Source organism: Mesorhizobium sp. M1027, from assembly GCF_040318745.1.
GTDB lineage: Bacteria > Pseudomonadota > Alphaproteobacteria > Rhizobiales > Rhizobiaceae > Mesorhizobium.
This window is the reverse complement of record NZ_JAMYMW010000007.1, coordinates 115,299-141,294: the sequence shown is the minus strand read 5'-3', so window position 1 is coordinate 141,294 and position 25,996 is coordinate 115,299. Positions and strand designations below refer to the sequence as shown.

Below are 25,996 nucleotides of genomic sequence, written 5' to 3'. Positions count from 1 at the left end.
CGTTAGTTACTGGTTCCGCGCAAGCGTCTTTCGACAAGCGCATGCTGCAATTCGATCGCAAGTTTGGTCAGCCGGTCAGGAACCCTTTCCTGCTCGATTGCCGCAAGCAAGGAAGCGATTTCCCGGTCTATCGTCAGATCGGCGCGCGTGCCGACGGAATCTTCCCTTGCGCGAGACATCGCGTTCTCTTGGCAAATGTTGGTCCCTTCATCTCACTCTGGTGGCAACAGTGCGAGTTTGCAAGAATTTGCAGGCCATCCATGCGACCGGCTTCGGTCCTTGCACAGCTTCGTCAGCGGTTGGGCTCTCGCTGCGTTTCAATTGCTCACCGGCTGCAAGCCATATGCTGCCGCAACGATCAGTCTTCAGGCCGCCGATCCGCTGAATGATCCTGGTACTGCTCCGATTTAACCCGATTGCCGTCGAGCCCACGCTCCTTGGTGTGCTGCTTCTTGTCTCTGTTGGACAGAACGGCGTTCTCTCCGATCTTGTCCTTGGGAAGATCGGTCATCGCGCCAGCGCCGGCGCCTTTGCCGTGACTGCCGCGACCGATGTGCTTCTTGCTGCCGGACGCCATCTCGTCCTCCTTCCTGCTGTCGAATAGCGGCTTTTCTCGTTCGGCATCCGAACCTGCGTTGGGCCGCAATGTTCCGCCGGAAATCGTAAGCAGGAAGGCATCGCCATCCCAGTGCCGGAACGGCTTTTCGCCGTCGACGACAACTTGCATGCCATTTGCGTTGGCGAACTTATGGACATCGGCGCGATCCAGCGCCGGCGATCCGCGATATGAATAATTCAAAAGCACGGCCATGCCTGGCCTCTTCAGCACGCGTGCGATTTCCACAAAATGTCGTTCCGCGAGGCCGGCCAGCACCAGATAGGGAAAGCTGTCGACGGCCAGCACGCGGTCGAAGCTGGCATCGCGAAAATCGGCAAGGTCGAAACCGCGGGTAGGGCGGAATTCTACATTGCCGAGCCCGGCGCATCGCCGGCGGGCGATCGAGATCATCGCCGGGGATATATCGCTGCCGACGATCCGGTGCGATAGAGCAGAGAGCACCTGTTCGAACCGACCGATGCCACAGCCGATATCCAGTATGTCGCGGCCGATTCCGGTAAAGCCTCGCCTCTCCAACCATGCAACGATTTCAGCCGTAGCGGCCGCGAGCTTTTCCTCATCGCCCAGCGACGACAGCTGGACGCTCGCCGCCGGCGAGATCGCCGCCGCCGCGTCAAACCCTGCCGCCAGCCGCTTGACAACCGCATCGTCGGTCTCGCCACCGCCACGCTCATGCCGAACGGCAGCACCTGTTTTGCGCAGCGTGGCGAAGATCTCGGGCCTGCGCTGAAGCAGGTCCGCAATCCGTCGTAGTTTTGCCGTCTTTCGCGGATCGGCCGAATGCGTGTTTTGTGCAATCTTCGCCAGTTCTGCGGGTTCGATTCCTGTCTCGAAACGGAGAGCCAGCCTGGCGATGACGGCTTCGACGCTGGCACCGTCTGCCATGCAGTCCTCCAGCACCCGCCTTGCTGATGTCGACCGCCGAGATCCTGGCTGGGTCGCGCTCATCGCCCTTTGCTCCGCGTCCAGATCTTGCGCATCGTCCACCGGTCGACGGCGCCCCAACTGTATTTGTAGGCCTCTTGTCCGCGCAGAAAATCGAACTCTTCCGCGCCTTCGCAGATCGCCTGCCTTATCGCCTGGCCGATGAGCAGCGCGCCGGGACTTTCCTCAGCATAGGCCGGATCGAAGCCACCGAGGTAAGCGTAAGCGCGGCCCCGATGATGGAACCCGTAATAGGCGCCCACGATCACGTCACCGATGGTGATGAGCCAGCATCGGGCAAGCACTTGTGCGACCAGTTTCGGCAGCGCCTGACGGTGGAATGCTTCCACGCGGGAATCGGACAGAACCCCGTCGCCGTGTCCGGCCCAGCGCGCGCGGTGAAGGCGGATCAGGTGATCGAGGAATGTCTGCGGATCGGACAAAGCGGGTTCGATGGAGACCCTGCCGCGTCTCGACGCGGCCCCGAGGGCGCGGCGCAATTGGCGCCTCCGCCGCGCCGGAACACAGCCTTGAAGCGTCTGGTCGCCGACGAGAGCGAGCACCGGGCAAGCGGCATGACTGACGGCTTGGCACGATTCGAGCGCGGCATGCCTGATGGCAAGGCCGGCGCCGCCGGGAGGCAGGTCCTGCAAGATCCACTGCGACCAGCCGAGGGAAAGAACCGTGTCGGCGATGGCGACGGCGACCGGTTCGGCGGTTTCGGGAATACAAAGGACGTCCAGATAGTCGCTCAACGAAATGCCGAGCGGAAGCAGCCGCGCGCCGGCGTCCTGGCGTTCCAGATAGAGTGGCGCCAGGCCGACCAGATCGTCGCCACTCCAAACGGCGACGGTCGCTAGCTCGCCGGGAGCGAATGTCCGCCACCATGGCAGTAACCATGCGGGAGACTGGAACGGCGTCGCCGAGGGACTGCGCGACCAGAGTTCCCACCAGTGTGGCTCAAGGGCTTCGAGGCCGGCCGGATCGTCGATGATCTCACCGCGGAGCATGTCCCGCTCACTTCGCCGTCGCGAGCTGCCCGCTGTCTGTGCCGAGCCGTGCCAGCGCCCGATAGGCGTCCATGTAGGAGGAAACCATGCGGTCGAGTGAAAAGCGCCGCCGCGCCTCGGCCCGGCAGGTCTCGGGATCCAGGCCGGCCGCGGCAAGGATGGCTTGCGCCATCTCGTCGACATCCCCGACCAGATACCCGGTCTTGCCGTGCTCAACCACATCCGGCAGTGCGCCATTCGGGAAGGCCACCACGGGTGTGCCGCAGGCGAGCGCCTCCATGGCCACGAGCGAACTGGTTTCCGCGGCGAGGCTCGGGATGACCAGGCATCGGGCTGTGTTCAGCAGGTGCCGCTTGGCGACAAAGCCGACCGGACCAAGGAAGCGGCGCCGGTCGTCCAGCCGAGGTTCGACCTCGTCGCCAAAATACGCGGTGTGGGTTTCGTAAGGGTAGACTTTGCCGCCGATGACCAACGGCACACCGGCCTTCTTGGCTGCGTCCAGCGCCAGATGGATGCCCTTTTCCGGGCAGACGCGGCTGAGCACGAGGGCAAAGTCGCGCTTGGCCTGCCGCTCGCTGAGCGCGTCGATGTCCACTCCGTTCGGGATCGGTTCGATGAGCCTGGCTCCCGGCGGCGCGGTTCTTTGCTGAGCCGCTGATACCGCATGCAGCCACAGATCCTCCCGTGTCGGATTGAGAGCGTCGGCCGGATACCAGTCGAGCGGCAAGTGCAGGGTCACCAATGTCGGCCCGTCGCCCGGCAGATAGGCGTCGAAATCGATGCCGTGCAAATGAACCACGTCGATTGGCCAGCGAGCGCGTGCGGTAGCGATTGCAGCGCGATGAGCACGCTGCGCCCGGCGCTTCGCCGCTTCATCGAGCACGCCCGGTTCGGCCGGCGTCTCGATGAGAGTGCCCGCAGCGCTCGAGCCCTGGCAACCGATCACGATCGAGCGGTGTCCGGCCTGTACGAGCGCCTGGTCGAGCATCGACAGCACCTGCTCGGCACCACCGACCGCATCCGGCCCGACCGGGGCGAGGGGATAGGCGACGTTGAGGACGGTGAGCGTCATGGCGGGAGAGCCGAAGCTCCTCACGCCGCGGAGGCGCGTAGCCTGCCGACGGAGGGGGCAGCGATGCTGCCGGCATAGCGGCGCGTCATTGCCGCGCAGAACTCGGCGAATTCCTCCGGCACCAGCGGCGGACTGCTGTGGTGCGGCATCATTCCGCGATGCTCCGGCGTGAAGCAGAAAGTAACGGTAACGTCGAAGTCGGCCAACGCCTCCATCTGCCGGTCGAACCAGTCAAGCGCGTTCGGCCTGAAGCTGTCGGCCCAGGAAAGTCCGGTACGCAGATTGGTGACGCCGAGGCGTTTCATCCAGGCAACGGCGTCATCAAGCCGGTGATCTTCGAAATGGAACCACTGCACCAGTCCTAATGCCGGCGTGTGGTGCAGGAACTCCTCGAGCGCGGGCTTTGGCGTGCCGTCCTGGCGAAGCAGGCCCATGTAGAAATGGCGATAGTAAGACGAGCCTTCCGCCTCGCGATGGCGCGTCGTCGCTTCCCACTCGCGCGGCAGGTCGTAGAGGCTGTACCATTGGATGCGCGGTGCGTTGCCGATCAGCAATTCCGCGGTCCGGCGCAGGCCCCAGACCTGTACCTCCTCGGCGCCGAAGGTCGACACGCCGACCTCGCTGACCCATACCGGAAGATCGGTGACAGCCGAGATCTCGCCGACCTTCTGCGGCCATTCGTGGATCTGCCAGAGGTTCCAGTCGAGCGGAAAGCCGTGTACGGCGACCGCGTCGACGTGATCGAGCACGCCGAATTCCTTCATCCGGGTCATGAAGCCGGCATCGATCGGCGAGATGCCGCCCAGCACCTTGGTCAAGGCGGGATTCTCCGCCGCGATCGCGTCGGCGGCCAGGATTGCCGTAGCGGCGAAGCGGCTCCAGTCGGGGTCGAGCTCGGGATCCCAGTGGGATTTGTTGTTGGGCTCGTTCCAGATCATCGCGGCTTCAATCATTTATCTGTCCTTTCGACGGGTAGACGGCGCCGCCGCCGGCCGGCACGTCGGCGGTGCGGCAGAAATAGACCTCCTGTTCCGGTTGCAGCACGATCTTGAAGCCGGCGCTGCGAAGCATGGCTTCGGTGCAGGCGCGATTGGGAATCCACCAGTTGGTCGGGTCGTCGGCGTAACGATGCTCGATGAAATGCAGCTTTGGGAATTCCGGCCGGTCGAAAAGGTCGTGGGTCCAGAAATGATAGTTCTGCTCGAGCGCCGGCACGTTGGTGCTGCCGCGTTGCATCGACTGGAAGATCATCAGGTCGTCGGCGACGTGCTCCCGGATCAGATCGAGTGCGAGCAGAGGATGGCGCAAATGGTAGAGCACGCCCATGAACAGCACGATGTCGAACCGCTCATGCAGGGCGCCAACGTCGTAGACCGAGAGCTGCCGGAATTCGATGTCGCAGTCTGCGACCTCGGCGGCAAAGCGCGCCTGCGCCAGGTAAGCTTCATCGAAGTCGATGCCTAGCACGCGGCCGGCGCCGCGACGTTTCATCTCGATCGAGTAGAAACCCGCATTGCAGCCTATGTCGAGCACCGCCTTACCGGAAAGATCGGCGGGAATCGCGCCGGCGAATTTGCGCCATTTGATCAGCGGATAGTTGCCAAGGAAATGGTCGGGAGCGGTTTCGATGCCGGCCAGCTCCATATTGTGGAACCATGGGCCGAGCGCATTGATACGGCGGCGGATCTCGGCATCGGAATGCAGCATGGCTAGCCTCCTTCGCCTGCGAGGATAGGGACGTGCTGGTGGCCGGGCAGCGTAATGGCGGCTTGGTCGTCCTTGGTACCGGCGGCGCTTTCAAGCAGCCGCAATGCGGTGCGGTAGCCGTTGAAGGTGCCGACGTCGACATAGGCGGTGCCAGCCTTGATGCCATAGGCTTCGCCCCCGGCGGCGAGATAGGCGTTGACCAGTGTGCCGATGTATTCGTCGCACCGGTCCCGTTCCCGCCACAGCGCGGCGAGCTGATGAAGGGTGCGGCCGGGCATCTTGAACGCACCCCAGATCCAGTTCGATGCGGCATTCTGTTGCTTGACCTGGATTTGCTTCACCCGGCCGTCCGGGTCGACAACGACGGCATCGAAGAACTCCGGCTGGTCCACCGGAAACAGCAGGAAGGACAGGCCGTCGTCCGGGAGGGCCAGGAAGCCGTCTTCGGGAAACCAGATCGTGTCGGGCAACCCGACCAGAACGGTCTCGTCGGCTGCGACGAGCGGTGCGGCGCGGAAGATGGCGTCGCAAAGGCCGACCGGAGAGGGCTGCACCACAAACAGAGCGGCCGCGTCGGCATAGCCGGCAGAATAATATTCCAGGATATCCGACTTACCCGAGCCGATGACGAAGCAGATCTTGTCGGCCCCAGCGCGGACCATGCGGCGCACCAGGTATTCGCTGACCGCGCAAGGCCGCTCGGTGTTGCCGTCGATGCGGCTGCCGACCGGCAGAAGCTCCTTCGAAAAGCCGAGCGGCTGGATGCGGCTTCCCCGTCCGGCTGCGGGCACGATGCCCAACATCAAACTGCCTCCTTCAATGGCTCGCCATGCGTGGAGCCGTGCAGTGCATCGGACAGGATGCGGTCGAATTCCTTCGCGCGCCGCGCCGAGGTGTGTTCGTCCAGCACCCGCTCGCGCGCACGGCGGCGAATCGCGTCAAGCTCGGCGTCGGACAGGTCGATTGCCGCGACCACGTCGTCGGTGCTGTTGGCCACGACGATCTCTTCACCGGGCCGGAAAAAGGCCTCCAGTCCGGGCCATGTGTCGCTCACCATCGCAGCCCCGCAAGCGGCGGCTTCGAACAGCCGGCCGGAAGGACACCAGCCCCGTTCGGCCATCGCCTCGCGGGTCACGTTCAGGGTCAGTCGTGAAGATGAAAAGAAGGCGGGGTGGTCGGCCGGCGGCAGATGCCGGACGAAGAAAATATTGTCGCTCCACGGGAATTCCTGCGGATATTGTGCGCCGCCAATAATGAAACGGCGATCCGGCAGGCGCGCAGCCGGGCTGACCAGCAACCTCTCGACCCCGGCCTGGCGGTCTGCCGCATAGGTTCCAAGATAGGACAGGTCACCGGCAAACTCCGGCCTGGGCGGGGCGGGCCGGTGTCGCTCTGGATCGACATGGCCGTAGAGCGGCATGACGCGGCGTGCACCCAGCGTCGACCTCAATGCGTCGATCGCGGTTCCTCCCGTGTAGCTCAGCACGAGATCGAAATCGCGAAGCCCTTCCGGCCCGAAATAGGCCGGAGGCTCGCCTTGTTCGATCCGCGCCAGCGTCACCGGCGTGTCCAGATCGTAGAAGACCTTCAGCCCGCGACAGGCCTGGTGAGCAAGGCGGGACGCGCTCACGGCATCGGGACAATAGGAGGTGACGATGACGACATCGGCCTCTTTCATCGCCTGCTCGGCAACGCGTTGGATGTCCTCCCAATCCGGGTAAAGGACAAGGTTGCCGCCATCCAACTGGTCGAGATCGCGTGTACCGGCATAATAGGGGGTGTTGCGTTCGAAGAAGGTGATGGACCAGCCCAGCCCGGCCATCGCCCGGATCAATCCGCGCCACAGCGTGGCGTGGCCGTTGCCCCACGACGATGTCACGGTAAGACCGAAAATGACCATGCGCATCCGGCAAATTCCTCGTCAGGCAGCTTCGTTGAGTCTGATCAGCTTCGACCCCCAGTCCCCCCAAACAACCGTGGTGATCGACGCTGGGTCGATATCGAAGCGAAAGCAGTTCCCCAGCGACAGGCCGAGCACTTTGCACACCGCGGCCTTGATGACGTCGGCATGGCTGACCAGTGCAACGCATTGGTTCTGGTAGGTGCCGCGGACCTGTTCGATCAGCAAGACGACGCGTTGCTGCACGTCTAGCATGGTCTCGCCGCTCGGCGTTCTCGCCTGCTGACGCTGGTCGTTCCACGCTCGCCAGTCGGCATCCTTGTTCAGCTCCTCGAAGGTCTTTCCCGACCAGGTGCCGAAGTCGATCTCATCGAGTTCCTCGCGGATCACGATTTCACCGGCATTACAGGCGAGCGCCATCGGATTGGCAGTCTCCTGCGTGCGTTCGCGCGGGCTGCAGAAGATTGCCGCTACCGGCTCGCGTGCCATACGGTCAGCCAGATGCGAGGCCTGTGCCCTGCCGGCCTCGCCGAGGCAAACGCCGGCCATCCGCCCGGCAAGATAACAGCCGACATTGTCATGCGCGGCGTGGCGCACCAGAAAAAACGTCGTCGTCATTCCGCCGCATCGAGCATCGGCTCGTCCTTGCCAGCGATGAAAGAGAGTGTGCGCTGGCGGGCTTCCGCGTCGGTGAACTGCTCGGGCGGCGATTTCATGAAATAGCTGCATGGGCCGGTCAGCGCGCCCGCGATGCCGCGGTCGAGCGCCAGCTTGGCGCAACGCACCGCATCGATGACGACGCCGGCCGAATTGGGCGAATCCCACACTTCCAGCTTGAGCTCGGCATTCAGCGGCACGCCGCCGAAGGTCGTGCCTTCAACCCGGATATAGGCCCACTTGCGGTCGGTCAGCCACGGGACATGGTCGCTCGGCCCGACGTGAATGTTGCCGGGCTCCAGGGGGACGTCGATCTGGCTGGTGACGGATTGCGTCTTTGAGATCTTCTTTGATTCCAGCCGCTCGCGCTCCAGCATGTTGAGGAAGTCGGTGTTGCCGCCGAAATTGAGCTGGTAGGTGCGATCGATGCGCACGCCGCGCTCACGAAACAGGTTGGCGAGCAGCCGGTGGACGATCGTCGCACCGACCTGGCTCTTGATGTCGTCGCCGATTAGCGGCAGCCCGTGCTGCTCGAAGCGCCGGCGCCACTCCGGCCGCGAGGCGATGAAGACAGGTATGCAGTTGACGAAGGCGCAGCCCGCCTCGAGCGCGCACTCGGCGTAAAAGCGTGTTGCCTCCTCCGAACCGACAGGCAGATAAGACACCAGGATCTCGGTGCCGCTTTCGGCGAGGATGTTGCCGACATTGGCGACCGGCTCGTCGGCCTCCTCGATCTCGTCGCGCAGATATTTGCCGATGCCGTCCAGCGTCGGTCCGCGTTCGACGCGAACGCCGGTAGGCGCAACATTGGCAAAGCGGAAAGTATTGTTGGGCGCGCTGTAGATCGCGTCTGCCACATCACGTCCGACCTTGCCCTTGGCGACGTCGAAAGCGCAGACCACCTCGATGTCCTTGACATGGTAGCCGCCCAGATCGGCATGCATCAGCCCGGGTATGGGCTCATTGCTCCTTGCGTCGCGGTAATAGGTGATGCCCTGAACAAGGGAGGAGGCGCAGTTGCCGACGCCGACTATTCCGATCCGAACTTTCTTCGATCCCACGAAACCGCTGCCTATGCTGTTGAAGGTAAGTTCTTCGTGCCAAACCGCCTTCCTCCCGGATTGTTCCTTGCCGGCTGTAAAAATCGTGCAACCGACGGTGGATCAAAGTAGCGTCCGCCGAGTTGTGCAGCAGGGGATGAGGCCAACCGGGACGGACAATGATCGTCTATGGCGACCACAAGCAAACTGAGAGCGCGCGATATGTTCGCGCCTCGGCTCGCGACGCGGCCGGGCACATCGCGGACATGCCAAGCGGGATCGGACGGCACGCAGCCCTGGTCGGCCTGTTCATCAAGGTCTCGGAATTGGTCCAGGGCCTTGCCGACGCGGAATTCGAGGCCAAGGGCACGGACAGGAATTCCCCACAACGGATCGCGGGCGCAAATCTCCTGGTCGGCTTGGCCCGGGAGGTGGGCAGATCGTGGAGAGCCGGATTCGCCGTCGCCGGCCCGGTCGATGCCGAAGTGCCGCGAATGTTGGCCGAACTCGAATGCGATGCCGACATTCTGACCGGCGCGGCTGAGGGCTACGCTCATTACGGGCTTTATCCGGAGAGCTATTTCGTCGCCGCGCGGCAGTCGGGTCTCGATGCGAACACATGCGTAATCGGCATCCGCAGCATCGGCCTGGGGCTTGCCGCGATGGTGGCTGCAGCCATCGGCGCGCCAGCACCCGTCAGCGTCCGTCCGACCGGCCACCCGTTTCGCAGGCGGCTTGCCGCCGATCCGGAGCTGATCAGGGGCTGGATGGCGAAGCCGTCGGCCCGCTTTGCCATCGTCGATGAGGGCCCGGGTCTGTCCGGCAGCTCGTTCCATGCCGTCGTCGCATGGCTACAAGCGCTGGGCATCGATGCCAGGCGCATCCATCTGTTCCCAAGTCATTTGGGTGGCCCGGGCCCCGAGACGTCGGCGGACATCCGTGAGGCATGGACGGTGTGCCAAAAACACACCGCGGATTTCGAACGGACTTTCCCCGCTGGATCCGCTCTGCCGGCGCTGCGGGATTGGGTGGCTAGAATGATCGGCCGCACAGCGGTCAGCCTGATGGAAATATCCGCCGGAGAGTGGCGTCGCTTGCATTATGGCTCGCAGGATCAGTGGCCGCCCGTTCATCGCGGCCTCGAGCGGCGGAAGTTCCTCGCTTCCGCCGGCCGGGAAAAATGGTCGGTCAAATTCGTCGGCCTCGGTGAAATCGGAATGCACAAGGCCGAGACCGCCAGGAGGCTGCACGACGCAGGCTTTGGCCCGGAAGTCGCCGGGCTGTGCCATGGCTTTCTGGCCGAACGCTGGATCGACGGCACAACGCTGGACCGGGCAACGCTTTCGAAAGAAAAATTGGTCGCTCACCTGGCGCGCTATCTCGCCTGGCGCGCAGCCAATCTGCCCGCCTCGGAGCCAGGCGCCTCGCTGGAGGCGCTTGCCGACATGGCCGTGCGGAATGCAAGTGAAGCGCTGGGCGAACGCCGCGCGGCGGAGCTGCAGACCTGGTTCTCGAAACAGGCTCCACCCAAGACCATGCAGCGGGTCGAGATCGACGGGCGGCTTCATCCGTGGGAGTTCATCCTTTCGCGCAGTGGAACGCTGGTCAAGACGGACGCCCTCGATCATTGCCGATCGCACGATCTGATCGGCTGCCAGAACATCGCCTGGGACATTGCCGGCGCCCGTGTCGAGTACAGCCTCTCCGACCCGGCGACTGGGGCGCTTTGCAAGGCTGTGGAAGTGAGAGCCTCACGTCCCGTCGATGCCAATCTGGTCCAATACTATGAGCCCTGCTATCTTGCGTTCCAGCTTGGCTTGTGGAGCATGGCTGCACGATCTGGCGATGATCGGGAACAGATCCGGCTGGCGGCCGCGGCAAGACGTTATACCTCGATGTTGCTTCGTTTCCTGGAGAACCAAGGGGAACTGCGGCCCTTCGACCAGGATCAGTCCAGCCGGCGAAGCATATCCGCTTCCTTTTCGAGGATGGCGACTACCTCCTCGCGCTGAAGATGCGTCATCATCAGGCTCACGCAACATTCCAGATAGGTGATGGAGGCGCGCCGCAGGAAGGCAGCCGTCTCCTTTGCGGCCATTTGCTCGATGTCTTTGGCGGATCGCTTCGGATGCATAATCGTCTCCATGCCGGTACCTTGGCAGAACCAGAAGCTGGACGGGTTGTTCCCGCGACGAGAAAAAGTGACGAAATCCGAAACGACCGCGCGATCGTGCAGCGGCCAGACGCTCCCCGCCTCAGGCGGGCAGGTTTTGCAGCCGGCCTGAGGCAGAACGCACGGTGGCGGCAATTCGACGTCTTCTGTCGATCATCTGCGCCGTCTCAAGCTCGGCAAAATAGCCGATCGTGCGCATCAAACCTTGCCTGAGCGGCACTTTTGGCGACCAACCGAGAAGCTTCTTTGCGCGGGAAATGTCGGGTTGCCGACGACGAGGATCGTCTTGCGGCAGCGGCAGGAATTTCAGGCCCGATTTGGTTGCGGTCATGCTTCTCACCAGGCTCGCCAGTTGCAGGATGGTGAACTCCCCCGGATTGCCCAGATTGACCGGCTGGCGTGGATTGGGATCGACCTCCATCAACCGGATCAAGCCGTCGACCAGATCGGAAACGTAGCAGAACGACCTGGTCTGCAGCCCGTCGCCGAATATGGTCAGCGGCCGTCTCTCGAGTGCCTGCATGATCAGATTGGAAACGATCCGTCCGTCCGCAGGGTCCATCCTGGGGCCGTAGGTGTTGAAGATGCGCGCGACACGGATATCGGCTTTTCCCATTCTCAGATAATCGAAGCATAAGGTTTCGGCGGTGCGCTTGCCTTCGTCATAGCAGGCGCGGGGGCCGATGCAGTTCACGTGGCCGACATAGTCTTCCTTCTGCGGATGCTGTTCGGGATCGCCATAAATTTCGCTGGTGGACGCCTGCAGGAAGCGGGCGCCATCACGGGCGGCGAGCTCCAGCAGATTGAGCGTCCCGATGACACAAGTCCGCGTCGTGTGGACCGGGTCGGCCTGGTAACGCGGCGGCGAGGCCGCGCATGCCATGTTGAAGATGCGATCCACCGGTTCGCCAAGCTCCAACGGCCGGCAAATGTCTTGCTTGATCAGCCGAAAATCCGGACGATCGGCGATCGATGCTATGTTCTCCATGCGGCCGGTAAGGAAATTGTCGACGCAGATCACGCGCCAGCCGGCCTGGAGCATTGTCTCGCAAAGATGCGAACCGAGGAAGCCGGCGCCGCCGGCGACAAGCACGGTCTTGGTCCGTTGCGCCTTTCTTGATAGCTGCATCTCTATCTTCTCCCGTCTGCGGGTCATGCTGCGCTCTCGACGTCCAGATCGAGAACAGAACGTGGCGATTTGGCTTGCGCCAGCAGCGCAACGAATTCGCGGGCTCTTGCGATGCTTGTGTGAGCTGCCAGGATGAGCACGCGCGCCTGCTTGGCCATGGCAAGCCGGGCGCCGTCGGATTCTCCAGACAGGATACCGATTACGTCCTCGGTTCTGCGCGCCGTGTGGATCGTCCGCCCTGGAAACAAGCTGTCCAGTCCGGCCCAGCAATCGCTGATGATCGCCGTGCCGCAGGCGGCTGCCTCGAAGAGGCGCACGCTGGGCGACCATCCGGCCGCGATCATGGAACTGCGCGTGACGTTCAACGTGTAGCGTTGGCGGCTGTAAAAGGCGGCATGGTCTGCCGGCGGCAGGTGTTCGATGCGATCGACATTGTCCGGCCAGGCGATTTCGCGCGGATATTGCGAGCCGGCAACGACGAAGCGACGCTCAGGCATGCGACGCGCCGGTTCGAACAGCAGGGCCTCCAGCGTCGCCTGGCGGTCGGGGCTGTACGTGCCGAGATAGCCGAGATCCCAGCGGATTGGGTCACCGGTTCCGTGATGCCGTTCCGGGTCGACGGAACAGTAGAGCGGCTCGGCCCGCCTCGCGCCGAATTCCGCAGTCAGACGGGCAAGCGTCGGCCCGCCGGTAAAGGAGAAGTAGGCATCGAAATACGGGACCTGCCGCCTGGCAATATACTCGCAATCATCGGTTGAAAGCTTTGCCAGCGTGACCGGCGTGTCGATGTCGTAGAAGCAGAACTGACCTGTGCACAGCGATGCCACGACGTCGATGATTTCAGGACCTTCGGGAACGAAGGAGCCGACGACCACGATATCGGCATCGCGCAGGCAGCGCGCAAAATTGCGGCGAAGATCATCGGTCGTTTCATAGTAGCGCAACGCGCAGAAATCGGGGTCGCGCAGATCCCGGTGACTTGCGTACCACGGCACGTCGCGTTCGAGAAAGGTGACGCGGTGACCGAGTTCGTGGAGACCTTTAAGCAGCCCCCGAAAGGTGGTGGCGTGGCCGTTTCCCCAGGACGAGGAGAGCGACAGGCCAAGAAAGACGATGTCGAGCGGCTTCGTCATTCGGCCGCCTCCACGGTCGGACGCTCGAAATGGCGCCTGAAAATGGCGTCGGCCAAAACGGCCCGTGTCGTATAGGTATGTTCGCCAAGTACCCGCCGAAGCGCGGATGCCCCGATCGCCTTGGCCTGTTCGGCGCTAAGGCTTTGCATGATCTCGGCGACGTCCTCGCCATCGCGCGCGACCAGGATTTCCTCGCCGGGTTTCAGGAACAGGTCCACACCGAGCCAGGCGTCGGTGATGAGGCACGCGCCGGCGCCGGCTGCCTCGAACACGCGCGTCGCAGGTGAAAAGCCATTGGCCGCCATGCTGTCGCGGCTGATGTTCAGCACCGCCTTGGCCGTGACGTTCAGAGCATTGTGGTCACGCGTGCCGACATGGCCGAGCCATCGGACATTGGCGGGCATCTGCTTGTCGCCCCAGCCAGATCCGCCGAGCAGGAAGCGCTGATCGGCCGAGCGGCCGGCCGGGTCGAGGAAGAAGGCCTCGACGCGCGCCTCGCGGTCCGGCAGCCGGTTGCCGAGGAAGGCGAGATCGCAGGCAAAACGCATATCTTTGCCGACCGGATGATGAGTTTCCGGATCGAGCGCATTGTAGATCGGCACGCATTCGGCCGCTCCCATGGCCCGATAGGCCCAGACCACCGGGTCGCCGCCGCCATAGGTCAGCACGAGGTCGATTTCCTGCAGCGCGCGATGCAGCGGATGGTCGGGCTCGTCGCGCAACTGGCCGAGCGTCGCCGGCGCATCGACATCCCAGAATACGGTCAGCGCATCGGCACGGGCGTGATCGAGCACCGCCCGCAACAGCGCGTCGTCGGCGAAACCGACGCCGCTTGCCTTGACGACGATATCTGCCTCCGCCGCCCGCGCGGCCACCTGCATCATGGCATGCGGGGTGGCCTCGTAGACGACCACGGCACACCAGTCCGGCGCCTCGATGTCGCGGTTTTTCTGGCGATCGTAGACGTCCGGCTCGTAGAAGGTGATGTCATAGCCGAGCCTTGCCAAGGCCTTGAGCAGCCCGCGGTAATAGGTTGCCGCGCCGTTCCAATAGGACGACAGCAGACTCGATCCATAGAATGCGATCTTCATTCGGCGGCCTCCTTTGCAAGGATCGTGTCGGCGGCTTGGCGGTGCCCGCATTCGGCGAGCACGCCGAACAATTCATCCGCCCGGTGCCGGCATGTGTGCCGCAAGCGGATGGTCTCGAGGCCCGAGGTCGCCAGAGAAGCGGCGAGATCCGCATCGTGCAGCACGGCGCGAAGATGACGCCCCATCTCGAAGCCATTATTTGCAAACAAGAAATCGGTGCCGGGCCTGAACAAGCGTTCGACATCGGACCAAGGCGCCGAAACAAGCGGAATGCCGCAGGCGAGCGCCTCGAACATGCGGATGGTCGGGATGCCGGGCAGGCTTTCGCGATATGGACGCCGCGGGATGTGAACCGTGATGCGGTTCGCCGCGAATGCCTTCGGCACGTCGGCATTGGCGATCCAGCCTTCGTAGCGCAGGCCGGCGGCCGCAAGGTCGGCGAGCGCCTCCGGCGGATAGCGAACGCCGTGGACGGTTCCGCTCAGGCCGAGCTCACGCACCGGGCCGACCAGGAACTCCCTGATTTCGGCGCTGCGCTCGTCGTCGCCCCAATTGCCGATCCAGATAAGGTCGGAACTACGCTCGATTTCAGGATGCGGCTGGAACAGGTGGTCATCGGCTGCCTCGTGCCAGGTGAAGACCCGCTTGCCCCATCCGGCACGGAGATAGCTTTCCCGCAGCGCCTCGCCGAAGGCGAGCACGCCGTCATAATGTTCAAGCCGCAAGGAGGAGATCGCTTGCGTGGCCGATATGGCGCGATGGTGCGTGTCGTGGAACAGCAGCGTGAAACGCCCGCCATTCGCTTTCACCCTGCCCAGCCGCGCGACAAGATCCGGCTCGGTCCACTCATGCACGATCACCACATCGGCATCGGAGATCCAGGCTTCGTGGTCGAAGGCGGCGTCATAGGTGACCGGCATCAGCTCGGGAAAGTCCTTCCGGAATCGTTCGATGGCGAAGGATCCTTTCTCGGCCAGCAGGTTCGACCGGCTCCAGCCGTCGGCGGGCTCCAGCGCGATAGCCTGGTGCCCGCGCGCGACCAGCTCACGCATGATGCCCCGCAGGAAATGTGCGTTGCCGTGGTTCCAGTCGGAAACGATCGAATGGGTGTAGAACAAAAACCGCATAATCAACTACCCGCCATGGTGGCCAGGGCCGCCTTGTCGTAGACGCCGCGCATGGCGGTCGCCTGTCTTGCCAATGAAAATCTACGGCTTCGGCGGGCCGCTGCCTCACCGAGTTCTCGCCGGCGCTGCGCGTCACTGCACAGGCTGCTGATGCATCTGGCGAGATCGCTCGGATCGCGCGCGTCGTAGAACATGGCCGCGCCGTCCCACAGTTCGCGATAGGTCGAAATATCGGCGAGCACCAAAGGCGTCTTCGACATCGCGGCTTCCAGCGTGGCCAGACCGAACGGTTCGTAGCGCGACGGCGATACGAAAATGCCGGCCCGCGCCATCAGCAGGCGCACTTCCTCATGCGGTACCGGCCCGACGGGAACGGCGTGGCTGAAGCCAACATGCTGGCCGTCCGGGCCTTGCAGCGAGCCGGCGACGAAGACCGGCCATTGCGTGCGGGAAGCGGCCCGGTCCAGCACCGCCGCATTCTTTCCCTCGTCCCACCAGCGCGCAGCGGCGAAAACGACCGATTCCCGCCTTTCGCTCTTCGGCCCGGGCCGTGCACCGTTGCCGACGACGCTCAGGCGGGCGATCGGCCCGTAGCAGGTTTCCAGCATGTCGGCATGGCTGCGGCTGGGTGCAACGACCATGCCTGCGTCATCGAAACCGCGCCGGTTGCGGTCCTTTTGCCAGGCCCAATCGCCGTCCGCCGCCTGTCCTTTGACGGCGTGGAACCATGTCACCACGCAGGAATGCGACACCGCCACGACCGGGCAGGGCACGTCGAGCCCCGCAGCCTGCGTCGGCGCGTTGAGATGGACGATTTCGATGGCGTAGTCACGGATGAGCGGGAGCAGCTCCTGCTGCAACGCGTCGAGGTCTTGCTCGTCGCGGGTCATCCAGTCGGGCGGCGTGTTGAGCCAGGTCAGCGCCGCGAATGACTGGGCCTCCTCGGCCTGCTGCCTGGACGGTTCCGGACCAAGCCCGGCAAGCACGACACTGTCGCCTCCGGCGACGAGTTGCCTGGCCAGATCGAGCGCATAGCGCCAGACGCCGCCGACGGCATCGACAGTCATCAGGATGCGACGCGGCGGGCTCAGTGTCCGCAACATGTGGCCTCCAATTCAGCCAGCGGACGCGGACGCTTCTCCTGGATGTCGCTGAACGTCCGGAAGGATGCGAGGTAATGTTCATGCGCGCGCTCCCAGGCGAGATCGTCCGGCTCGCCCCAAAGTTCGCGGTAGCTGGGCGAACTCGGATAAGGATAAAGCGGCACCGGTTCGTTGGCCCAAACGCCGTTGTCGATCAGGTGCTTTCGCCAATAGTCGACCAGCGCGGGATCGTCTTCGACCACGCCGATGAGATTGGCCTGAACGAACGGCACATGGCGCCTGGCGTCGACCAGCAACGCAGCCAGTTCCTCGGTGCCCAGCCGGCAGCGTTTTGCCAGCATGGCGCGGCCTTCCACCGTCAGGCTTTCGAGCCCCGCCTCGATCGAGACGCAGCCGGCGGCGCCAAGCAGTTTCAGCAGTTCCGGTTTCCAGAGGTCGATCCGCGTCTGCACGCCGAACTTCACATCGCGATCGACCAGCGCTTCCAGCAATGCCTTTTGTGGCAGGAATATCTCGTCGATGAAGTAGATGTAGCCGACGCCCTGTGCGATCAGCCGGTCGATCTCGGCGATCACCGCTTCGTGGTTCCGACGGCGATAGGCGTCGCGGAAATCGATCTTGGCGCAGAAGCTGCAATTATACGGGCAGCCGCGCGAAGCCTCGACCTCGGCGCCAAAGCCGACCTGGTTGTCGTCGAAGCGGTGATGGTGGTGCGAATGGGCGGCAATCCAGTCCGATGGCCATTCGAGCGCTGGGTGATCGATGAACGAGCTCGCATGCGCGCTGCCGTTCGAAACCAGTTCTCCATCCTCAAAATGGGCGGTGGACGGCACAGCATTCCAGTCGTCGCGCCGGGCGAGTTCCGCGACCACTTCCTCGCATTCGCCGCGCACGACAATGTCGACGCCAAGCTTGCGCAAAGTCGGCGCCGGCGTCGCCGAGCCGTGCGGCCCGACGGCGACGGTGCGGCCGCCGCGCCCGGCAAGATGGTTGAGAAACTCAGCCGGCACGCGCAACTCGGGCGGTGCGCAGCGCCAGAACAGGTAGGTCGGCGCGGTGCTGACGACGGTCATATCAGCCTCGAAAGCGGCGACGCGATCGGCAAGCGCGGCGTTGTCGAGCTTCTGGATCTGCCCGTCCAGCATCAGCACCTCGTGACCGGCGGCTTCGAGCAAGGCTTTCGAATAGCCGAGTTCGAGCGGCAGATGCGGCTGGCGGCAGCCGAAATAGATGCTGTCCTGGTAGGTCCAGGACGGATTGACCAGAGCGACCTTCATGCTACGTACCTCGCCGGTTCGGGATGCGGGTCGGCGCGATGACGCTGCAGCCAATCGGCGAGGTCGCGGATGCCGTTTCGCCACGAGACATGCGCTTTCCATCCCAGCGCCGCCTCGATCGCGCGTGTGTCGGCGACGAAGAACGGTTGGTCGCCGGTGCGTTCGCGGTCGTAACGGATCGAAACGTCCCGTTTCGTTATGTCGCAAATCTCCTTCAGTAGCATGCGCAGGCTGACGGCGTTTTCCGGTCCGCCGCCGAGATTGAATGCCTGGCCCTTGATTTCCTCGATCCGGTCGAGCACCGCGCGGTAGGCCGCGACCGCGTCGGCAACATGCAGGATGTCGCGCACCTGCTTGCCGTCGCCATAGATGGTGATCGGCCGGTCGGAGAACGCGCTAAGCAGGAAATGGGCGACCCAGCCCTGATCCTCCGTCCCGAACTGGCGCGGTCCATAGATGCAGCTCATGCGCAGCACCGCCGTCGGCAGATCGTATGACTTGGCGTAGTCGAGGACATACTGGTCCGCCGCGCCCTTGGAGCAGCCATAGGGCGTGCAGAAATCAAGGCCGCGCGTCTCGTCAATGCCGTGCGCCTGGATGCTGGCGTCGCAAGGCGCATATTTGCCGTCGTCTTCGCGCATCGCAATGTCAGTGAGCCGCCCATAGACCTTGTTGGTGCTGGCGAAAACGACGGGGATGCGTTTGCCGCTGCGGCGAGCGGCTTCCAGGACGTTGAACGTTCCGCGCAGGTTGATGTCGAAATCCTCGTCCGGCCGAACCAGGCTCGTGGTGACGGCGGTCTGCGCGGCAAAGTGGAAAACCGCCCTCGAACCAGCCACGAGCGGCATCAGCGCCTCGGCCTCGCGGATGTCGATGATTTCAGTGGTGAGACGGCTGCCGTGCTTTTGCGTCAGCCATTCGAGGTTCTGCTCGACGCCGGGACGGCTCAGATTATCGATGACCAGCACCGGTTCGCCATCCGACAACAGGCTGTCGGCGAGGTTGGAGCCGATGAAGCCGCTGCCGCCGATAACGGCGACGGGCGCTTCGCGAAAATCGGGTGAATCCGGTCTCATGATACCAGCCCTCGCGCTTCGAGTTCCCGCTTCATCTCGGCGCTGCGATCGATGGCGACGGTGTTGCGCACCCATGCGACGAAATCGCCGAGCGAATGCTCCAGCCGGTATTGCGGCTGGAAGCCGAGCAGTTCGCGCGCCTTCGATATGTCGGCAAAGCAATTGCGGATATCGCCGGAGCGTGCCTTGCCGAGGATTTCCGGCTGGCGGCCAGGCACGCCCATTGCTTCGGCGAGCAGCCGGGCGACGTCGCTGACTGCGTAGGCCCGCCCGCTGCCGATGTTGATGACGTGGCTGCGCGCCTGGGGCTGTTCCAGCGCCAGCCGGAAGGCGCGGGCAACGTCGCGCACGTGCACGAAATCGCGCTGCTGTTCGCCGTCCTCGAAAATCAGCGGTCGCTGGCCATTGGCGATGCGCGAGGCGAAGTTCGCCAGGACGCCGGTATACGGGTTCGAGAGCGCCTGTCCGGCGCCGAAGACATTGAACAGGCGCAGTGCCACCGCGTCGATGCCATAGGCTTCACCGAAGATCAGTACGGCGCGTTCCTGGGCGTATTTTGTCAGCGCGTAGATCGAGGCGAGGTCGACCGGTTTCTGCTCGTCCGTGGGCAGCGGCGACAGGACTTCGCCTTCCGGCGACAGGGGATTCCATTGGCCGCTGCGGATATCGTCCGGCTGCCGTCTTGCATTGTCGATGCGCCGGCCGTCCGGCGTGGCATAGAGACCCTCGCCATAGACGCTCATCGACGAAGCAACGACTATCCGTTCGATCGGGCGTTTGATCAGCACTTCCAGCAGCGTGGCGGTGCCGAGGTCGTTGGCGCCGACATAGCGGGCGATCTCGTACATGGACTGGCCGACACCGACTTCGGCCGCCAGGTGAATGATCGCGTCGACATCGTCGACCGCCTCTGCGATGGCCTCGCGATCGCGAACGTCGCCTTTGATCAGCTTGGCGCCTGGCGGCAGGCTGATTGCCTCGCCGCCATGCACCTGGTCCAGCAACGCATCGAGAATTGAAACCCCATAGCCATGTTCAACGAGTTCCTGGGCGACGTGGCGGCCGATAAAACCGCAGCCTCCCGTGACCAGTATACGTTTCACGACAACTCCTCATACGAATGGCTTTGCCGCCCCAAACTTCCGGGCGAAAGGTTTGTTCCCTTGCTTCAACAAAGTTCCCGGGCGCTGCGCTCCGGAAGCGACCGCCTTGGGCTGGGCACGGGAACATCGAAGCGCGCTTGGTGTTAGGAGCCATAATCGACCAACCGCGCGCATATGCTCGGCAGCAATGCATCTGCTGGTTGTACGAGGCAGACCGGGATCTCGCGGTGTGCGGTGGAATCGAAGGGAGATTGGAATGTCTGAATCGAAGACGACCACCGATCATGATGAAATCCGCCGTTGGGCCGAGGATCGCGATGGCCGGCCGGCGGTGGTGCGCACCAAGGGCGAGGGCGGCATACTGCGCATCGACTTCGGCGAGCCTGAAGAAACGTTCGAGCCTGTCGAATGGGACGAGTTCTTCAGGATATTCGACGAGAACGAACTGGCCTTCCTCTACCAGGAAGAGACCAGCGGCGGCAAAACCAGCCGCTTCAACAAATTCGTCGAACGCAACCGGAAAGGCTGACCTCGTCTGATTGCCGGCAACTGCCGCGGTCAGTGCAGCAGGTTCGCTCCACGTGCCCTGACGATGTTTCGCATGATGCCGTTGAGCCAGTCCTCGGTGGAGGAGCCGGATGGTCTCCGGTCGATTTCGCCGATAGCCTGTTCGAGCGTCCGCTCGACCAGCCGGTCGGAGGCCTCGACATCTCCCAGCAGCAGGCGCGCCGCGAGCCTGAGCTTAGGCAGCAGCGAAAATACGTCGTCCGAGGGCTCCGACGCTCGACCTCCTGTCGATGCCGACGTCTCGGCTGGAAAGAGAGCGTCGAAAACAGCCTGGGCGTCCGAGGATTTTCGGAGGCTGCTGGCATACCGAAGCCGCTCGGGAATAACGATGTCTTCATCGCCGCTGAAAAACACGAACGGCACGCCACGGCGCATCAGTTCGTCGGCGATCGGAAATACCCGTCGTCCGTTGAGATTGATGTCCAGGATCGCGGCTTCGGCCTCGTCCGTATGTTTCGATGCCTGTTCCACCGTCGCTACCGGGCCAAGCACCACGGCGCCCATCTTGCTGAAATAACGTGCAAGATCCCCCGCCAGCATCCATTCGTCCTCGACGATCAGGATATGCAGGCCTTGCAGGTCGCGCACCTCATTGTTCCTTCTTTCTGCGGGATCTACGCTTGTCGGCGCGGACTTCTGCAAAGTGGCGCTCCAATACCTCTTGCAACCGTTCCGCGAGCGCGAGCAGGCGAGCCGGAATGTTTTCAGATACCGGGAACTTGGTCAGATCCGGCGAGGGCAACAGAATTCGCTTGGCCGGCTTTATTTCAGGTGATCGTTTTGCCATTGGAACCGCCTCCAAAGTCAAATGTTAATGCCCACCGGCGGTACTTTGTTCCGTTGGTGGACTATTTACTGGCCTCAGGCTCGGCCCGGTCTTAATCTGAGGCGCGATTTGGGTCTAAGGCCCGATTTGACGGCTTTGTGTTTGCGGCTGTTACCAGGGGCTTGGCGTGGCATCCCAGAATGGAAGATTTCCCATAGTCGGGGTCGGCGCATCGGCCGGCGGCATTCCCGCGATGGAGGGCCTGTTCAAAGGGCTGACCGGCGACACCGGCATGGCGTTCGTCGTCGTCACGCATCTCAGCCCGGAGCGGGAAAGCCTGCTGCACGAGGTCATCCGACGTTACACCGAAATGCCGGTCTTGGTGGCCGAGGAGGGGGCAGCGGTCCAACCCGACCAGGTCTATGTGATGCCGCAAAACGTCGTCCTCACCATCCGTAAGGGCGCGCTTTCGCTGCGCCGGCCGAACACGCTCAACCGCGAGCGCAAGCCGATCGATATCTTCTTCAGCGCATTGGCCGAGGACCAGGGCGAGTATGCCGTCGGCATTATTTTGTCGGGTGGCGATTCGGACGGCACGCTTGGCGCCAGGGCCATCAAGGAGCATGGCGGGCTGACCATTGCCCAGGCCTCCAACGGTTCCGGCCCCCGCAATCCAGATATGCCGCAGAGCGCGATTTCGAGCGGCCTGATCGACATAGCGGCGCCCGCCGAGCAGATCGGTGCAAAGCTTCAGGCGTTTGTCCGCGGTTTCGACGTGCTGAACGGCCTGACCGAAGCGGACGACGAACGCAAGGCCGAGATAGATCGAGCCCGCGATGAAATCTACGCCATTTTGCGCAGCCATTCCGGTCACGACTTTTCCGGCTACAAGGCCAAGACGTTCCTGCGTCGCGTAAAGCGGCGCATGCAGATAACGCAGCTACAGTCGATCAGCACCTACATAGAACGGCTGAAGAGGGATCCCGACGAGGTGGCGAAGCTGTTTCGCGACCTGCTCATCAATGTCACCAGCTTTTTTCGGGACGCCGAAGCGTTCAAATTGCTGGAGGACAAGATCATACCGCAGATTTTCGAGGGCAGGAACGCGTCCGATGCGGTGCGTGTCTGGGTGCCCGGCTGCGCCACCGGCGAGGAGGTGTTCTCGATCGGCATGCTGATGCGCGAGCGCATGGAGAAACTTCCCGCGCCGCCGCGCGTCCAGATATTCGCGACCGACATCGACGAGCCGGCGCTCGCGGTGGCGCGTGCGGCGCGTTATCCCGAAGCGCTGCTGCACGGGCTATCGCCACAGCGCAGGCAACGCTTTTTCCACAGCGACGGCGAGAGCTATGTGCTGGCCAAAGAGGTGCGCGAACTCTGCATTTTTTCCCCGCACAGCGTCATCCGCGATCCTCCGTTCTCGCGTATGGATATGATTTCGTGCCGCAACCTGTTGATCTATTTCGGCCCGCAGATCCAGAACCGGGTCGTCCCGATCTTCCACTATGCGCTGAGGCCGGGCGGTTATCTGTTCCTCGGCACCTCGGAAAGCGTCGGTCAGCACGGCGACCTGTTCGCCACGGTCGATAAAAAGCAGCGGATATTCCAGGCGCGGGAACATGCCACGCCGCGACCGCCGGTCCTGATCGGCAATGGCTTCACAGCTGCCCTGCCGGCGGGACGCCGTGGCTCAAAAAACGATGGCGCGAGCCATTCGCTGCGCCAGGCAATCGAGGCTCAGGTGCTGGAGCGGTTCGCCCCGCCTCACGTGCTGGTCAATGGCGATGGCGACGTCGTCTACTATTCGGGGCGGACGGGTAAATATCTGGAAGCGCCGCAAGGTGCCCCGAGCCGGCAGTTGCTGACCTTGGCCCGCCGCGGGCTGAGACTTGAGATGCGCGCCGCGTTGCGGGAAGCAGCAACGACGCGCCGCACGGTCGTGCGGGAGAACATAGCGGTCGAAGAAGACGACGGACAGCTTCAGTTCATTACACTGACAGTCGAGCCGTACACGGAACGCAGCAATGGCGAGCCCCTCTACCTCGTCCTGTTCAATCCGGTGGGGCAGGCCCAGATACGCTCCGATCCGGCCCGCGAAAGCCGCGGCACAGACGACGCGGCCGATCTCGAACGGGAGTTGCGCGACACGCGCGAGCGGCTGCAGTCGACCATCGAGGAGTACGAAACCGCGCTGGAGGAAGTAAAATCTTCGAACGAGGAACTCGTCTCCGTCAATGAAGAGGCACAGTCGACGAATGAGGAGCTTGAGGCCTCGAAGGAGGAAATGCAGTCGCTCAACGAAGAGCTCAACACCATCAATGCGGAACTGACCGGCAAGATAGAGGAACTCGATCGCGCCAACAGCGATCTCAGAAACTTGTTCGAAAGCACGGAAATCGCCACCATCTTCCTCGACCGCAACCTTGTGGTGCGAACCTTTACTCCTGCCGCGTCGTCGTTCTTCAACTTGCGTCCGTCAGATGTCGGCCGACCGCTGACCGATCTTTCGAGCCAACTCGACTACCCCGAGTTGAAGCGGCACATCCAGGCGGTGTTCGAGACGGGAGAGACCCTGAACCATCACCTTGCGCGCGACGACAAGGGCCGGTTCTACCTGGTCCGCATCAACCCTTACCGGGACAAAGGCGGCAGCATCCAAGGCGTGGTCGTGACACTGATCGACGTGACGACACTGGCGCAGGCGGAAGAGCGTCAGCAGGTGCTCATCTCGGAGCTGAACCATCGCGTCAAGAACATGCTGGCGGTTGTCGCCAGCATCACCAACCGGACGCGGGAATACTCGGCGTCAAAAGACGAGTTCGCTGAAGCTTTGATCGGCCGTCTGCATGCAATGTCACGAGCCTACAGTCTGCTCTCGCGCGAAAGCTGGACGGAAGCCTCCGTCGAGGAACTGCTGCGCCAGGAGCTTGGTCCCTTCGGGGCCGAACGGTTCGAGCTCGATGGCAAGCGGGTAAGCCTCAAGCCTGTACAGGGGCTTTCGTTCGGCATGGCAATCCATGAACTGGCGACCAATGCCGCTAAATATGGCGCACTGTCGAAGCCTGCCGGGCGGATAATTGTGAAATGGTCGGTGGTGGATGGAACCTTCAAGCTCGTCTGGCGCGAGAAGGGCGGCCCCCGCATCAAGGAGCCAACCGACAGCGGCTTCGGCCTTACCCTTCTGCGCGGAGAAATCGGCTACAGGCTGGGCGGAAAAATTGAAACAACTTTCCGCTCAAATGGTTTGGAGGCGGAAATTGCATTCCCTCTGACCCGCGAGGGCTCGTCGTGACCGGAAAGGTGCGTGTGCTGATCGTCGAGGATGAATGGCTGATCGCCGACGACGCGGCGGCTTACCTGCGCAAAGCCGGCCATCAGGTGGTTGGACCGGTTTCGTCGGTAACGGCAGCACTTCGGCTCGTTGGCGAAGGCGGCATCGACGCGGCGTTGTTGGATATCCAGTTGAACGACGAAACCAGCTATCCGATCGCGGAAGCGTTGCAAACGCGCGGTGTTCCGTTCGCCTTCCTCTCCGGGTACGGCGAACGCGAAATTCCAGCCGGGTTCCGCGCTTGCAGGATCGTGCAGAAGCCGGCGAGCCAAAGTGCGATTTTGAATGCCGTAGATGAACTCGCGCGCGCCGGCTGAATTCCTGTCGTTCCAGCGGGCCCGCCTTTTCAATCCAGCGGCTTGTCGGTGGGGCAGCGAGGTGCCAGCCTGCCGCCGCCGATTCCGGGTCGAGGCCTTCCGGAACCATTTCCGCCATCGTTTGTTCGGCTCGAAGAAAGGAGCCGCGCGAAATGGAGCGACGTAACGCGTTAATTGCGATGGTGATTTCGGCCATTATCATCGTCGGCTTTCTCATAGGCTTTTTGTACGGCGATATGGGCTGGCAAACCTCCCCGCTCAAAAGAGCCCCTGAACAGAACCAGGGTGGCAATGCTCCGGCCGATACCTCGCCTGCCGCCGGCATCAAGAAGAACCCCAAGGAAAATACCGAAATGCCAGGCCAGCAATGAAGGCCGGTCCAGCAACGAAGTTAACCAATGCCACGAACTGAAACGGCCTCCTGTTTTTGCGGCGCCATAACCGCGGAGATGCGCGGCGAGCCTTTCTGGATTTGCTCCGATCACGATGACGACTGTCGCAAGGCGATAGGAAGCCCTCTGACGGTGTGGGTCGGTTATCGGCCTTCCGAATTCACGTTGCTCACCGGCACGCCGAGGACCTTTTCGAAAACCTCCGGCGTGCTCCGGTCCTTCTGCGCGGATTGCGGGACATCGATCGGCTATGTCGACCAAGGGTTGCCCGACGAACTCTATCTGGCAATCGGCTTTCTCGATCACCCCGAACGGTTTCCGCCACAGGCCCATGCATACTGGGACATGAGGTTGCCCTGGGTCGACTTTCCAGACGAGCTGCCGCGGGTGGGGACGTATTCGAGGCGGCGAGATCCGACCTTCGGAAATCCGGCGGAACGCTAGCCTGGGGTCCGTTGCAAGTTGGAAGACGTGCCATCGGG

26 protein-coding genes and 1 pseudogene are annotated in these 25,996 nt (G+C 63.0%); 6 read left to right on the top strand and 21 right to left on the bottom strand.

Going from position 1 to position 25,996, the window contains the following annotated elements; all coding sequences use genetic code 11:
* Positions 1–2: 2 nt before the first annotated feature.
* From NKH50_RS15330 to NKH50_RS15280, 11 genes and pseudogenes are all read right to left on the bottom strand, one after another.
* The gene (locus NKH50_RS15330) at positions 3–179 is read right to left on the bottom strand and encodes a hypothetical protein (RefSeq protein WP_254818813.1); all 177 of its coding nucleotides are present in this window, start codon (positions 177–179) and stop codon (positions 3–5) included.
* A gap of 179 nt (positions 180–358) precedes the next feature.
* Positions 359–577: a hypothetical protein gene (locus tag NKH50_RS15325; RefSeq protein ID WP_023676213.1), complete on the bottom strand. Its 219-nt coding sequence runs from the start codon at positions 575–577 to the stop codon at positions 359–361.
* 222 nt (positions 578–799) lie between these two features.
* Positions 800–1,504, bottom strand: a pseudogene (locus NKH50_RS15320) (class I SAM-dependent methyltransferase); the annotation flags it as partial.
* 59 nt (positions 1,505–1,563) lie between these two features.
* Positions 1,564–2,553: a GNAT family N-acetyltransferase gene (locus tag NKH50_RS15315; RefSeq protein WP_352879629.1), complete on the bottom strand. Its 990-nt coding sequence runs from the start codon at positions 2,551–2,553 to the stop codon at positions 1,564–1,566.
* 7 nt (positions 2,554–2,560) lie between these two features.
* Complete coding sequence (locus NKH50_RS15310; protein WP_352688578.1) at positions 2,561–3,625, bottom strand: glycosyltransferase family 4 protein; 1,065 nt, start codon at positions 3,623–3,625, stop codon at positions 2,561–2,563.
* Positions 3,626–3,645: 20 nt separating this feature from the next.
* Positions 3,646–4,578 (bottom strand): glycoside hydrolase 5 family protein, encoded by a 933-nt coding sequence (locus NKH50_RS15305; protein WP_352505431.1) that lies wholly within the window; start codon positions 4,576–4,578, stop codon positions 3,646–3,648.
* Positions 4,571–5,332: a TIGR04290 family methyltransferase gene (locus NKH50_RS15300; RefSeq protein ID WP_352505430.1), complete on the bottom strand. Its 762-nt coding sequence runs from the start codon at positions 5,330–5,332 to the stop codon at positions 4,571–4,573. Before NKH50_RS15300 ends, NKH50_RS15305 begins: the two co-directional genes overlap by 8 nt.
* Positions 5,333–5,334: 2 nt before the next feature.
* The gene (locus tag NKH50_RS15295) at positions 5,335–6,135 is read right to left on the bottom strand and encodes a nucleotidyltransferase family protein (protein WP_352505429.1); all 801 of its coding nucleotides are present in this window, start codon (positions 6,133–6,135) and stop codon (positions 5,335–5,337) included.
* A complete protein-coding gene (locus tag NKH50_RS15290; RefSeq protein WP_352879626.1) occupies positions 6,135–7,238 on the bottom strand; it encodes a CgeB family protein in 1,104 nt (367 codons plus the stop codon). Before NKH50_RS15290 ends, NKH50_RS15295 begins: the two co-directional genes overlap by 1 nt.
* 15 nt (positions 7,239–7,253) lie before the next feature.
* Positions 7,254–7,850, bottom strand: coding sequence for a histidine phosphatase family protein (locus NKH50_RS15285; protein ID WP_254818806.1), 597 nt, complete (start codon positions 7,848–7,850; stop codon positions 7,254–7,256).
* Entirely contained in the window at positions 7,847–8,950 is a 1,104-nt protein-coding gene (locus NKH50_RS15280) for an inositol-3-phosphate synthase (protein ID WP_352879624.1), read from the bottom strand. Before NKH50_RS15280 ends, NKH50_RS15285 begins: the two co-directional genes overlap by 4 nt.
* 158 nt (positions 8,951–9,108) lie before the next feature.
* Here NKH50_RS15280 and NKH50_RS15275 point away from each other — a divergent pair, with 158 nt between their 5' ends.
* The gene (locus NKH50_RS15275) at positions 9,109–10,941 is read left to right on the top strand and encodes a hypothetical protein (RefSeq protein WP_352879622.1); all 1,833 of its coding nucleotides are present in this window, start codon (positions 9,109–9,111) and stop codon (positions 10,939–10,941) included.
* A 243-nt stretch (positions 10,942–11,184) separates the two neighbouring features.
* Here the strand turns inward: NKH50_RS15275 and NKH50_RS15270 are convergent, their stop codons facing one another.
* The 8 genes from NKH50_RS15270 to NKH50_RS15235 are packed head-to-tail and all read right to left on the bottom strand — an operon-like array spanning position 11,185 to position 20,141.
* Positions 11,185–12,231, bottom strand: coding sequence for a UDP-glucuronic acid decarboxylase family protein (locus tag NKH50_RS15270; protein ID WP_352505423.1), 1,047 nt, complete (start codon positions 12,229–12,231; stop codon positions 11,185–11,187).
* A gap of 23 nt (positions 12,232–12,254) precedes the next feature.
* Positions 12,255–13,364 carry a CgeB family protein gene (locus NKH50_RS15265; RefSeq protein ID WP_352879620.1) on the bottom strand — a complete coding sequence of 370 codons (1,110 nt, stop codon included), beginning with the start codon at positions 13,362–13,364 and terminating at the stop codon, positions 12,255–12,257.
* Positions 13,361–14,455: a CgeB family protein gene (locus tag NKH50_RS15260; protein ID WP_352701915.1), complete on the bottom strand. Its 1,095-nt coding sequence runs from the start codon at positions 14,453–14,455 to the stop codon at positions 13,361–13,363. Before NKH50_RS15260 ends, NKH50_RS15265 begins: the two co-directional genes overlap by 4 nt.
* Positions 14,452–15,582 (bottom strand): CgeB family protein, encoded by a 1,131-nt coding sequence (locus NKH50_RS15255; protein ID WP_352879618.1) that lies wholly within the window; start codon positions 15,580–15,582, stop codon positions 14,452–14,454. Before NKH50_RS15255 ends, NKH50_RS15260 begins: the two co-directional genes overlap by 4 nt.
* A 2-nt stretch (positions 15,583–15,584) precedes the next feature.
* Entirely contained in the window at positions 15,585–16,685 is a 1,101-nt protein-coding gene (locus tag NKH50_RS15250) for a glycosyltransferase family 4 protein (RefSeq protein WP_352701911.1), read from the bottom strand.
* Complete coding sequence (locus tag NKH50_RS15245; RefSeq protein ID WP_352701908.1) at positions 16,670–17,962, bottom strand: TIGR04295 family B12-binding domain-containing radical SAM protein; 1,293 nt, start codon at positions 17,960–17,962, stop codon at positions 16,670–16,672. Before NKH50_RS15245 ends, NKH50_RS15250 begins: the two co-directional genes overlap by 16 nt.
* Positions 17,959–19,038, bottom strand: a complete 1,080-nt coding sequence (locus NKH50_RS15240; RefSeq protein ID WP_352879615.1) for an NAD-dependent epimerase/dehydratase family protein — start codon at positions 19,036–19,038, stop codon at positions 17,959–17,961. The genes NKH50_RS15245 and NKH50_RS15240 overlap by 4 nt, the downstream gene beginning before the upstream one ends.
* A complete protein-coding gene (locus NKH50_RS15235) occupies positions 19,035–20,141 on the bottom strand; it encodes an NAD-dependent epimerase/dehydratase family protein (RefSeq protein WP_352645253.1) in 1,107 nt (368 codons plus the stop codon). Before NKH50_RS15235 ends, NKH50_RS15240 begins: the two co-directional genes overlap by 4 nt.
* 256 nt (positions 20,142–20,397) lie before the next feature.
* On the opposite strand from NKH50_RS15235, the gene NKH50_RS15230 reads away from it, so the two are divergent.
* A complete protein-coding gene (locus NKH50_RS15230; RefSeq protein WP_352505415.1) occupies positions 20,398–20,670 on the top strand; it encodes a hypothetical protein in 273 nt (90 codons plus the stop codon).
* A gap of 29 nt (positions 20,671–20,699) precedes the next feature.
* Here NKH50_RS15230 and NKH50_RS15225 read toward each other — a convergent pair whose 3' ends face one another.
* Both NKH50_RS15225 and NKH50_RS15220 read right to left on the bottom strand, forming a co-directional pair.
* Positions 20,700–21,296 carry a response regulator gene (locus NKH50_RS15225; protein ID WP_352505414.1) on the bottom strand — a complete coding sequence of 199 codons (597 nt, stop codon included), beginning with the start codon at positions 21,294–21,296 and terminating at the stop codon, positions 20,700–20,702.
* A 1-nt stretch (position 21,297) separates the two neighbouring features.
* A complete protein-coding gene (locus NKH50_RS15220; protein ID WP_352505413.1) occupies positions 21,298–21,495 on the bottom strand; it encodes a hypothetical protein in 198 nt (65 codons plus the stop codon).
* A 166-nt stretch (positions 21,496–21,661) separates the two neighbouring features.
* Between NKH50_RS15220 and NKH50_RS15215 the strand changes: the two genes are divergently transcribed.
* The 4 genes from NKH50_RS15215 to NKH50_RS15200 all read left to right on the top strand — a co-directional run bounded on the left by NKH50_RS15215 (position 21,662) and on the right by NKH50_RS15200 (position 25,958).
* Entirely contained in the window at positions 21,662–24,766 is a 3,105-nt protein-coding gene (locus NKH50_RS15215) for a CheR family methyltransferase (protein ID WP_352701896.1), read from the top strand.
* Between the two features lie 14 nt (positions 24,767–24,780).
* Positions 24,781–25,122, top strand: coding sequence for a response regulator (locus NKH50_RS15210; RefSeq protein ID WP_352505411.1), 342 nt, complete (start codon positions 24,781–24,783; stop codon positions 25,120–25,122).
* 152 nt (positions 25,123–25,274) lie between these two features.
* Positions 25,275–25,493, top strand: coding sequence for a hypothetical protein (locus NKH50_RS15205; protein WP_254818791.1), 219 nt, complete (start codon positions 25,275–25,277; stop codon positions 25,491–25,493).
* 27 nt (positions 25,494–25,520) lie between these two features.
* Positions 25,521–25,958: a GFA family protein gene (locus tag NKH50_RS15200; RefSeq protein ID WP_352879611.1), complete on the top strand. Its 438-nt coding sequence runs from the start codon at positions 25,521–25,523 to the stop codon at positions 25,956–25,958.
* The last annotated feature ends 38 nt before the right edge of the window (positions 25,959–25,996 follow it).

Bases quoted from the DNA above. Each gene is read 5' to 3' on its own strand.
- NKH50_RS15220 (WP_352505413.1), bottom strand. From the start codon at position 21,495: ATGGCAAAACGATCACCTGAAATAAAGCCGGCCAAGCGAATTCTGTTG.
- NKH50_RS15200 (WP_352879611.1), top strand. From the start codon at position 25,521: ATGCCACGAACTGAAACGGCCTCCTGTTTTTGCGGCGCCATAACCGCG.
- NKH50_RS15205 (WP_254818791.1), top strand. From the start codon at position 25,275: ATGGAGCGACGTAACGCGTTAATTGCGATGGTGATTTCGGCCATTATC.
- NKH50_RS15290 (WP_352879626.1), bottom strand. From the start codon at position 7,238: ATGCGCATGGTCATTTTCGGTCTTACCGTGACATCGTCGTGGGGCAAC.
- NKH50_RS15295 (WP_352505429.1), bottom strand. From the start codon at position 6,135: ATGTTGGGCATCGTGCCCGCAGCCGGACGGGGAAGCCGCATCCAGCCG.
- NKH50_RS15285 (WP_254818806.1), bottom strand. From the start codon at position 7,850: ATGACGACGACGTTTTTTCTGGTGCGCCACGCCGCGCATGACAATGTC.
- NKH50_RS15275 (WP_352879622.1), top strand. From the start codon at position 9,109: ATGATCGTCTATGGCGACCACAAGCAAACTGAGAGCGCGCGATATGTT.
- NKH50_RS15315 (WP_352879629.1), bottom strand. From the start codon at position 2,553: ATGCTCCGCGGTGAGATCATCGACGATCCGGCCGGCCTCGAAGCCCTT.
- NKH50_RS15305 (WP_352505431.1), bottom strand. From the start codon at position 4,578: ATGATTGAAGCCGCGATGATCTGGAACGAGCCCAACAACAAATCCCAC.
- NKH50_RS15300 (WP_352505430.1), bottom strand. From the start codon at position 5,332: ATGCTGCATTCCGATGCCGAGATCCGCCGCCGTATCAATGCGCTCGGC.
- NKH50_RS15330 (WP_254818813.1), bottom strand. From the start codon at position 179: ATGTCTCGCGCAAGGGAAGATTCCGTCGGCACGCGCGCCGATCTGACG.
- NKH50_RS15250 (WP_352701911.1), bottom strand. From the start codon at position 16,685: ATGTTGCGGACACTGAGCCCGCCGCGTCGCATCCTGATGACTGTCGAT.
- NKH50_RS15255 (WP_352879618.1), bottom strand. From the start codon at position 15,582: ATGCGGTTTTTGTTCTACACCCATTCGATCGTTTCCGACTGGAACCAC.
- NKH50_RS15325 (WP_023676213.1), bottom strand. From the start codon at position 577: ATGGCGTCCGGCAGCAAGAAGCACATCGGTCGCGGCAGTCACGGCAAA.
- NKH50_RS15265 (WP_352879620.1), bottom strand. From the start codon at position 13,364: ATGACGAAGCCGCTCGACATCGTCTTTCTTGGCCTGTCGCTCTCCTCG.
- NKH50_RS15310 (WP_352688578.1), bottom strand. From the start codon at position 3,625: ATGACGCTCACCGTCCTCAACGTCGCCTATCCCCTCGCCCCGGTCGGG.
- NKH50_RS15245 (WP_352701908.1), bottom strand. From the start codon at position 17,962: ATGAAGGTCGCTCTGGTCAATCCGTCCTGGACCTACCAGGACAGCATC.
- NKH50_RS15240 (WP_352879615.1), bottom strand. From the start codon at position 19,038: ATGAGACCGGATTCACCCGATTTTCGCGAAGCGCCCGTCGCCGTTATC.
- NKH50_RS15230 (WP_352505415.1), top strand. From the start codon at position 20,398: ATGTCTGAATCGAAGACGACCACCGATCATGATGAAATCCGCCGTTGG.
- NKH50_RS15270 (WP_352505423.1), bottom strand. From the start codon at position 12,231: ATGCAGCTATCAAGAAAGGCGCAACGGACCAAGACCGTGCTTGTCGCC.
- NKH50_RS15260 (WP_352701915.1), bottom strand. From the start codon at position 14,455: ATGAAGATCGCATTCTATGGATCGAGTCTGCTGTCGTCCTATTGGAAC.